This is a genomic window from Spirillospora sp. NPDC049652 (genome assembly GCF_040675125.1).
Lineage (GTDB): Bacteria > Actinomycetota > Actinomycetes > Streptosporangiales > Streptosporangiaceae > Spirillospora.
Genome location: NZ_JBFAOF010000219.1, coordinates 1 through 9,147, shown reverse-complemented (window position 1 = coordinate 9,147; position 9,147 = coordinate 1). Strand labels below are relative to the sequence as shown.

7 protein-coding genes are annotated in these 9,147 nt (G+C 72.3%); 4 read left to right on the top strand and 3 right to left on the bottom strand.

Annotated elements, in window-relative coordinates; translation table 11 throughout:
- Positions 1-357: alpha/beta fold hydrolase (locus AB0J52_RS16590; RefSeq protein ID WP_500182449.1), on the bottom strand; the 357-nt coding region annotated here is incomplete at its 3' end.
- A gap of 125 nt (positions 358-482) precedes the next feature.
- The gene (locus AB0J52_RS16585) at positions 483-3,227 is read right to left on the bottom strand and encodes a helix-turn-helix transcriptional regulator (protein WP_500182448.1); all 2,745 of its coding nucleotides are present in this window, start codon (positions 3,225-3,227) and stop codon (positions 483-485) included.
- Positions 3,228-3,654: 427 nt separating this feature from the next.
- Here AB0J52_RS16585 and AB0J52_RS16580 point away from each other — a divergent pair, with 427 nt between their 5' ends.
- The 3 genes from AB0J52_RS16580 (at position 3,655) to AB0J52_RS16570 (ending at position 7,388) form a co-directional block, all read left to right on the top strand.
- Positions 3,655-4,491, top strand: coding sequence for an alpha/beta fold hydrolase (locus AB0J52_RS16580; protein WP_500182447.1), 837 nt, complete (start codon positions 3,655-3,657; stop codon positions 4,489-4,491).
- A 772-nt stretch (positions 4,492-5,263) separates the two neighbouring features.
- Positions 5,264-6,205 (top strand): lytic polysaccharide monooxygenase auxiliary activity family 9 protein, encoded by a 942-nt coding sequence (locus tag AB0J52_RS16575; RefSeq protein WP_500182446.1) that lies wholly within the window; start codon positions 5,264-5,266, stop codon positions 6,203-6,205.
- A 109-nt stretch (positions 6,206-6,314) separates the two neighbouring features.
- Positions 6,315-7,388: a chitinase gene (locus AB0J52_RS16570; protein ID WP_500182445.1), complete on the top strand. Its 1,074-nt coding sequence runs from the start codon at positions 6,315-6,317 to the stop codon at positions 7,386-7,388.
- 132 nt (positions 7,389-7,520) lie between these two features.
- On the opposite strand, the gene AB0J52_RS16565 is transcribed toward AB0J52_RS16570, so the two are convergent.
- Positions 7,521-8,423 (bottom strand): NADP-dependent oxidoreductase, encoded by a 903-nt coding sequence (locus AB0J52_RS16565; RefSeq protein ID WP_500182444.1) that lies wholly within the window; start codon positions 8,421-8,423, stop codon positions 7,521-7,523.
- A gap of 104 nt (positions 8,424-8,527) precedes the next feature.
- Here AB0J52_RS16565 and AB0J52_RS16560 point away from each other — a divergent pair, with 104 nt between their 5' ends.
- Positions 8,528-8,926: a winged helix-turn-helix transcriptional regulator gene (locus AB0J52_RS16560; protein ID WP_500182443.1), complete on the top strand. Its 399-nt coding sequence runs from the start codon at positions 8,528-8,530 to the stop codon at positions 8,924-8,926.
- Positions 8,927-9,147: the final 221 nt, after the last annotated feature.

Here is a 9,147-nt window from a genome sequence, read left to right as displayed (position 1 = left end):
CGTGGCCGCGGGCGCCGGGGCGAAGCGGTTGACGACGTCCAGAACGCACTCTCCGCTGTCGAGGCCGAACGCCGCGACGTAGCAGAGGGCCACGACGTTGTCGGCCTCGGCGGCGGCCTGGGTGATGACCGCGCCGCCGTAACCGTGCCCGACCAGCACCACAGGGGAGTCGAGGCCGCGCACCAGGTTCCGGATGTAGGCGGCGTCCTGCGGCAGCCCGCGCAGCGGGTTCGCCGGCGCGCGGACGGCGAGCCCCTCGGCGTGGAGCAGGCCGATGACCGGCGCCCACGACGAGGCGTCCGCGAACGCGTCGTGGACGAGCACGATGATCGGCCCTACCGGGCTTGGTCCCTGCATGCCGACGACCTCCGACCGGGTGGGGTCACCCAGCCAAACGCGCCCGGTCACGCCGCCGCATCGCGTGAACGTACCAATTCGCGGCACTGTGTCCGAGAGTTCGCGGCACTGTGTCCGAGCGCTGCTCAGTCGTCGGGCAAGGCCGTGACCAGGTTGGCGAGCTGGACCCGCGAGTTGATCGCCAGCTTGCGGAAGACGGACGTCAGGTGGGTGTTGACCGTGTGCGGGGAGAGGAAGAGCAGGTCGGCGGCCGCCCGGTTGGTATGCCCCTGGGCGATCAGGCGCGCGATCTTCTTCTCGGCCGCCGTGAGGGACTCCCACCCCTCCACGGGACGCGGAGCGGACGCCGTCCCGCGGCTCCCCGCGCCCGCGCCGTCCAGTGCGCGCTGCACACGCGCCACTGCGGCGTCGGCTCCGGCCTCGGCGAACGCCTCGCGGGCGCGCGTGAGCGAGGCCACCGCAGGACGTTTCCGTCCTGCCGTCAAGAGCGCCTGCCCGAGATCAGCCTGCGCGGCCGCCAGGACCAGCGGACGAGGACCCGCGGTGAGGAGTTCCACCGACCGTTCGAGCAGGGCGACGTCATCCCTCACGAGCCCGAGGGCCTGGGCCGCGAGGCCGGCGGCGGTCGGCACGGCGGGATTGCGCCCCGCGTGCGCCTCGGCCTGCGCGGCGAGGTCTTCGGCGAGCCCATGCTCCGCACCGCGCAACGCCAGGCGAGTGGCGTGGGCGATCCAGTCGCGCAGCAGCCGCCACCGCATGAAGGGACCTTCCTTCTGCACCTGCCGGATCTTCTCCGTGGCGAGAGGGAAGTCCCCGTCGGACTCGGCGTGGACCGCCTCCAGGAAACGCACGGCGGCCGTGTTGCCCGGGTTCGGCTTGGCCGCCAGCCGCTTGCGCGCCTCGTCCAGGTGCTTCCGCGCCGCGCCCCGCTCGCCGCGCAGCAGAGCGATCAGAGAGCGCAGCACCCGGCCGTTCACCTGCTGGACCGACAGCCGCACCTCCTCCTCCAGGCGTTCCACGGTCACCAGCCCGGCGACGGCGTCGTCGAGCCGGCCGAGCCCGAGATCATGCTGGCTCTGAGCCCACAGCGTCATCGGCTGGCGCGTGGCCTTGGCGTCCGTCGCGCGCGGCAGCAGCCGCTCCGCCGCCGCGAAGTCGTCCATGTGCAGACGCGCGATGATCTCCTCCGGGAGGAACGCCGGGTCGAGGGTGCTCAGCGCCGCGAAGCGCTCCAGCGCGACGGCGTTCTCCCCCGCGTTCTGGGCGATCTCGCCGAGCCCGGACAGGGCCAGGATGTGCGCCTCCCGGTCACCGGTCGCGGTGGCGGCACGCAGCGCGTCCTCACCGGCCTCGCGCGCCGTGTCCAGATCCCGCTCCCGGGACAGGGCCAGCGCGCGCAGCGCGGCCAGCCGGGCCGCGACCTCCGGGGACGCGCCACCCGTGGCGAGAGCCGTCTCGGTACGGCGGCGCAGCTCGGCCGCGAGATCGGCGTTCCACAGCGTCCCGCCGAGGGCGGCCTGCAGCCGGCTGAACGTCTCCAGGGGCGGCCGCTCGGCCAGCAGGCCGTCGCCCGTCGACAGCGCCTCCCGGGTCCTGCCCGCCCGGGTCAGGCACAGGATCGCCTGCTCGCCCACGGCGAACCGGAGCGGACGGGACGAGGGCACCAGCTCCAGGGCACGCGTCGCCAGGTCGGCCGCCAGATCAGGCGTGACCGGCAGCACGTCGTCGGCCGCGCGCCGCAGCAGCGCCACCGCCTCCTCGTCGCCGGGCACGGCGCCCCGCAGGATGTGCGGCACCGCGTCGATCGGACGGCGTCCCGCCGCGATCAGGCTCCGCGCGGCCTCCCGGTGCAGCGCCTTCCGCGCCGACGGCGGGACGTCGACATAGACCGCCTGGCGCAGCAGGTCATGCCGGAAGACCAGCTGGTCGCCGTCGTCGTCCAGGAGCCCGGCGCGCACGGCCTCGTCGAGAGCCGGGACCAGCGTGGCGGGCGGCAGGCCGCAGAGCGAGGCGGCGTCATGGAACCCGAACCGGCGTCCGAGCACCGCTCCCATCTGGAGGAAGCGCAGCGTGTCGGGTCGCAGGGACCTCAGCCTGCCGCGCACGCCGACCGCGAGCCCCGGCGGCACGAGCCCGTCGGGGGCGTCGGCGGCCCGGAGCCCCGCGAGCATCTCGACGGCCAGGAACGGATTCCCGCCCGCCCCGTCGAGCAGGTCCCGCACCCGGTCGTCCACGGCCGTCCCGAGGGCGTCGCCGGCGATCTCGGAGATGGCCCCTCGCGACAGCGGCTCCAGGGAGACCATGATCGTCGGCAGGGTGCCGCTCGCGGCGCCGACGATCTCGTCCGCCGTTCCCAGGGACTCGCGCCGGCCGGTCAGCATCCACAGCACGGGGGAGGTCCGCAGGCGCGCCGGGAGCTGCTGCAGGACGAACCGGCTCAGCGGATCGGCCCACTGGACGTCGTCCAGGCCGATCAGCACCGGCACGCCGCCGGCCCTCTCCTCGATCATCTCGGCCAGCCGCTCCACCAGCCAGATCCGCTGATCGTGGTTGCGGGCCAGGTCGGCGAAGGCGTCCCCGGCCAGCAGGGGGCGGTCGCCGTGCAGAAGGCTGGTCGCCAACGACGAGAGCGGCACCATGTGATGCAGCTCGTCGGCCTTGCCGGCGCCCACCGCGAATCCCGCCGCCGCGGCCCTGGAGACCGCCTCGGCGAGCAGCGTGGTCTTGCCGATGCCCGGTTCGCCCTGGATCAGGGCCAGCCCGCCGCTCCCGGCACGGGCCACCGAGCCGATCAGCGCGTCGAGCTCCCCGAGCTCGGCCGCCCGGCCGCGCAGGCCGCTGCGGGACGACGAGCCGCCTGCTCCCGCCACTACGGCCGCCGCGTCCGGGACCGGCCTGGCATCCCGTCCCGGTCGTGGCACACGGGATGACTCACGTTCTCCGTCCGATCGGCTGCGTGACGACTGCGGGAAAGTGGCGCATTACTCGCCATTTGTCCCTGAGTGTGCATTTTACTTGCCTCTCCGTGCACTCCCGCTGAGGTCTCCCAGGCCAGGCGCTCGTGTCCGGAGAAGCCGGAACGTGTGGACCGCCGCTCGGACGGGGAACACGTGAGAGGGGAAAGGGCGGCCGTGGCGAGGCGCTCCGCGGTGCGGCCGCCTCCTGGCACTGCCAGGCAAGAAGCGATGCACTCGGAAGCAACACGGGGCAGGACGGCCGCCCTAGCGTGAGGTCATCGCGTGCGGCACCTGCCGAAGCGCCGCGCGTCACCCGTCCATGACGAACGAAGGAACGATCATGCCTTACATCACCGTGGGCCAGGAGAACACCACGAACATCGACCTCTACTACGAGGACCACGGAACCGGCCAGCCGGTCGTCCTCATCCACGGCTTCCCGCTCGACGGGCACTCGTGGGAGCGGCAGAGCGCCGTGCTCCTGGACGCCGGCCACCGCGTGATCACCTACGACCGGCGCGGCTTCGGCCAGTCCAGCCAGCCCACCACCGGCTACGACTACGACACCTTCGCGGCCGACCTGAACACCGTCCTGGAGACCCTCGACCTGCGCGACGCCGTCCTGGTCGGCTTCTCGATGGGCACCGGCGAGGTCGCCCGCTACGTCTCCGCCTACGGCACCGGGCGGATCGCCAAGGTCGCCTTCCTGGCCTCGCTCGAGCCGTGCCTGCTGAAGACAGACGACAACCCCGACGGCGCCGCCCCGAAGGAGTTCTTCGACGGCATCGTCGCCGCGGTGAAGGCCGACCGCTACGCCTACTACACCGAGTTCTACAAGGACTTCTACAACCTCGACGAGAACCTCGGCACCCGGATCAGCGAGGAAGCGGTCCGCAACAGCTGGAGCGTGGCGGCCGGCGGCGGCTTCTTCGCCGCGTCCGCCGCGCCGTCCACCTGGTACACCGACTTCCGGAACGACATCCCGGCCGTCGACGTCCCGGCGCTGATCCTGCACGGCACCGGCGACCGGATCCTGCCCATCGACAGCACCGGACGCCCCTTCCACAAGGCCCTTCCGTCCGCCGACTACGTCGAGATCGAGGGCGCTCCGCACGGCCTGCTGTGGACCCACGCCGAGGAGGTCAACAAGGCCCTCCTCGCCTTCCTGAAGAAGTAATTCCTGGAAGGCCGCCGGGGGGCGTCCGAAGCGGACGTGAGCGTCAGCGGGCCGGGCACGGGGGCGAACGCCGCTCCGGGCGGCGTTCCAGCCCGGCGATCCGAGGACAGCGACACGATCGAGAACGGCCGAAGGCGCGCGACTGGGGGCACTCGGCCAGACTTGGAAACAGCGCGGTCAATCGTGGCCGCCGTTCAATTCCCTGACCAGGGAGATGAACGGCGGCCACAGCCATGTCCAGATGCCGACATTGTCACGAAATGACACCTAAAGGTTGTCTCGGCGCGGCGGATGCCGGGGCGGCGTTCCAGTACCTGATCTTGGTTGCGGGGAGGCGACGTCTCACCTGACTCTTTTCATTTGATTTGCTCGCATCAATTTAGGCTGCGATATGCGGGTCTGTTACGGGGTGGCTTCGCGGCGGAAGGCGAAAATGCCCGCCGAGACACGGACGTCCCGGACCGACGGGGCCGACAGGTCCGAGAGGGCCGGCGGGGGAGCCGGGCCCGGAAGGGGCGGCGGGCCCGACAGGCCCGGCGGGGGCGACCCTGCCGACCGTGATCGTCCAAGAGAGCCACACCCTGACGCCCGGCCTCAACACGGGAACGGCGACCTGCGACGGCGCTTCGCGCCAAGGATGATGCGGTGCCGTCCGCGCGGCTGATGGGCTTCCCATCGGAGGCTTAAGAGGATCTGAAGAGCGGTCTTCGCGGGGGAAAGTCGGCCTAACGTCTGCGGCGTCCCGATGATCCTCTCCCCCGGAGGAGCTCTTGTGAAGCACACCCCCCGCATCCTCACGGGCCTCGCGGGCCTCGCGGGCGTGGCCGCCGCGCTGGCCGCCACGGCGGCGCCCGCGTCGGCCCACGGGTCGATGCAGTACCCGATCAGCCGCGTCCTCACCTGCTACAAGGAAGGACCGGAGTCGCCGAGGTCGGCGGCGTGCAAGGCCGCCGTCAGGGCGAGCGGCAAGCAGGCCTTCTACGACTGGAACGGCGTCCGGCTCGCCGACGTCGCCGGACGGCACCGCCAGCGGATCCCGAACGGCAAGCTGTGCAGCGCCGGCAACCCCACCTTCAAGGGCTTGGACCTGCCGCGCACCGACTGGCCCACCACCCGCGTGAAGGCCGGCGCACGGCTCGACCTCCGCTTCGCGGTGACCGCGCAGCACAAGGGCGGCTTCCAGCTGTTCATCACCAAGAACGGCTACAACCCGGCGAAGCCGCTGAAGTGGGCCGATCTGGACGCCAAGCCGTTCGCGGTGAAGAGCAACCCGAAGGCCGTGAACGGGCTCTACAACCTCGCCGGAACCATCCCGGCGGGCAAGAAGGGCCGCCACGTGATCTATGCGATCTGGCAGCGCTCGGACAGCCCCGAAGCGTTCTACACCTGCTCCGACATCGTGATCGGCAAGACCACCGCGAGCGCCGGCTCGCTGGGGACCAAGTCCCTGGCCAAGGGCAGCAGTGCCCCCGGTCACGACCACGGCGGCGCCGCACCCGCCCCCAAGGGCCAGGGCGACGCCGCTCCGAAGGGGCATGCCCATGGCGCCGCGAGCCCGGCGTCCCTGCACGTCGTCCGGACGGCCAGTGACGAGCCGGCCGGCGGAAGCCTGTTCGGCGCCGGACTCATCGCCGGCACGGTCGGCCTGACCCTGGGCGGCGTGGCGGGACTGCTCCTCACCTCTCGCCGCCGACGCCGGGAAAACGACCTGTAGCCCGGCCGCCGCCTGCACCCACCGCCCTGAGGCCCCGCACTCAGGGCGGTGGGCGAGACGCCGTTCCGACGCGTCCCCCTCCCCTCCAGAACCGCCCTTGGAGAAGCACATGCCCCGCCCCCGCCCACCTCGCAAGTACCTGGTCGCCGCCGCCGGTAGCGTCACGGCCCTCGCCGTCGCCGCCGGGACGGCCTACGCGGTCGCGCCGAACAGCGACCGCGTCTCCGGAGTCCAGGCCGGATACGACAAGGCCCATCCCGCTTCGAAGCCGATGAAGGCGGCCCCCGCGACCCATGTCAGCCCGTACGTCGACACGAGCCTCTACCCGTCCTTCGATCTCCTCGGCACCGCGAAGAAGAGCGGCGTCAAGCAGTTCAACCTCGCGTTCGTCCTCGCGTCCGGGAACAGTTGCACTCCGAAGTGGGGCGGCAACGAGGCACTGACCGCCAACAAGGTCGCTGCGCAGATCAGCGCGCTGCGCAAGGCAGGCGGCGACGTCCGCGTGTCCTTCGGCGGCGCGAACGGCACGGAACTCGCCCTCGCCTGCAAGGACGCCGGCAGCCTCGCCGCCGCCTACGGCAAGGTCGTCAACGCGTTCAAGCTGACCAAGGTGGACTTCGACATCGAAGGCGGCGCGCAGGCGAACACCGCCGCGAACCGGCGGCGCGGCCAGGCGATCGCCTCCCTGCAGAAGAAGCACGCGGGCCTGAAGGTGTCGCTGACCCTGCCGGTTTTGCCGTCCGGCCTCACCCGGGACGGCGTGAACGTGCTCTCCTCCACCACCAAGGGCGGAGCGAAGATCGACGCGGTCAACATCATGGCCATGGACTACGGCGACGGCGTCGCCCCGAAGCCCAAGGGCCGGATGGGCGGATACGCGATCGCCGCGGCAACCGCCACGCAGAAGCAGGTCAAAGCGGCCCTCAAGCTGGACGACGCGTCCGCGTGGCGCCACGTCGCCGTCACCCCCATGATCGGCGTGAACGACGTGGCCACCGAGACCTTCACCCTCGCCGACGCGCGGAAGCTGGCCGCCTTCGCCAAGGCCAAGCACCTCGCCTGGACGTCGCTGTGGTCCGCGGCCCGGGACAAGCCGTGCCCCGGCGGCCCCAAGCCGACCGCCGACCCGACCTGCAGCGGCATCTCCCAGGCCCCGTCCGCCTTCGCCAAAGCCCTCAACTGACCCCCCTCCCCAGCCGGTCGAGGCGGCAAGCGCCGCCTCGACCGGGCTTCTCCAAGCGCGCATGGCTGACTGGACTCCGGGCCCGCGCAGGGAGGTGGCCGTGCGCCGCGACCACCTGGCCGCGCTGCCGGGTCAGGGGACGACCACCACGCCGCCGCGCACGCCGCCTCGGGCCAGCCGGTCGTGTGCGGCCGCCGCGTCGGTGAAGGGGTACACGCCGGCTACCCGGAGTGGGATGTCGCCGCTGATGACGAGTTTGACCAGTTCACTCAGCCGGGATCCGTCGGGTTGGACCTCCATCGCGAAGGTCCGGATTCCGCGCACCGGTTCCGGGCGGAGCGGAGGTGACGCGGCCACGTAGCCACCGCCGTCGCGGACCACGTCCAGCAGCGCGGGGCCCATCACCGCCAGGTCGATGACCGCGTCGAACGTCCCGGTCGGACCGCCGGAGCGGGGCAGGAACGCCGCGCCCAGCGACTCGACGAACTCGCGGTCGCCGGCTCCGGCGAGTCCCGTGGCCCGCAGGCCGGCCACCCGGGCAAGCGCCAGGACGAACCCGCCGACCTGCCCGGCGGCGCCGGTGACGAGCACGGTCGAACCCGCCGGGAGCGCCAGCAGGTCGAGGGCCTGGGCGGCGACGAGGCCGTTGGTCGGAAGGGTCGCGGCCTCGGTGGCGGGGACGCCGGCGGGCGCGGAGGTCAGCCAGGCGGCGTCGAGCACCACGTACTCCGCGTGGGCGCCGACCGTGGTCCGCAGCCATGGCGAGAAGCCGATGACCTCGTCGCCGATCGCGAACTCCTCGACCGAGGGGCCGACGGCGTCGACGGCGCCGGCCACGTCCCAGCCGGGCGTGTACGGCAGGCCGGCCGGCAGCGGGGCCGGGAACCGGCCGGACCGGACCATCAGGTCGACCGGGTGCACCACGGACGCGGCGACCCGCACCCGCACCTGCCCCGGCCCGGGCTCGGGCGTCGGCACGTCGGCCACGTGCAGGACCTCCGGTCCTCCGAACTCCGCATAGCTGACTGCGCGCATCGCCGTCTCCTTCGTGGAACCTCGTGATCACCACGACCGTACGGACCGAAGGAACTATGAGAAAGTAGGTACCTGGAAGTGCCTAGGGCACCACAGGAGGGGCGATGGCGACGACGACCGCGGCGCAACACCGTGAACAGGCCAAACGCGAGTACGACGCGTTCCTGCAAGGCTGTCCGACCCGTGAGCTGTTGAGCAGGCTCACCGACAAGTGGGTCGCGCTGGTGGTCCCGGCGCTCGCCGACGGTCCGCGGCGGCACGGTGAGCTCGCCCGCCGCATCCCGGGCGTCAGCCAGAAGATGCTCACCCAGACCCTGCGGACGCTGGAGCGGGACGGGCTGGTCACCCGCACGGTCACCCCCTCGGTGCCGGTTCGCGTCGACTACGAGCTCACCCCGCTCGGCCACGAACTGTTCCCGGTCATGCTCGCGATCAAGGACTGGGCGGAGACGCACATGGACCGCGTCTTCGAAGCACGCGCCCAGTTCGACGCCCGTCCCTGAAGGTCCCCTGCCCGCTCCCGGGCGTCAATGCCGGAACCAGTGGCCCGGGCCTCGGAGCTGCCGCTGATGCGGGGCCCGGGCTTGCTGGGGCCGGAGCTGGGCGGGTCGGGAGGGGCGAGGGGCGGCCGAAGCGCCGCGACGGGACGGCGGACCGTCAGGCCGGGCCGCCGGAGCGGCGGGACGGGGCGGGGCCGCGTCACGGCGGGGCGGAGTGGTGTCGC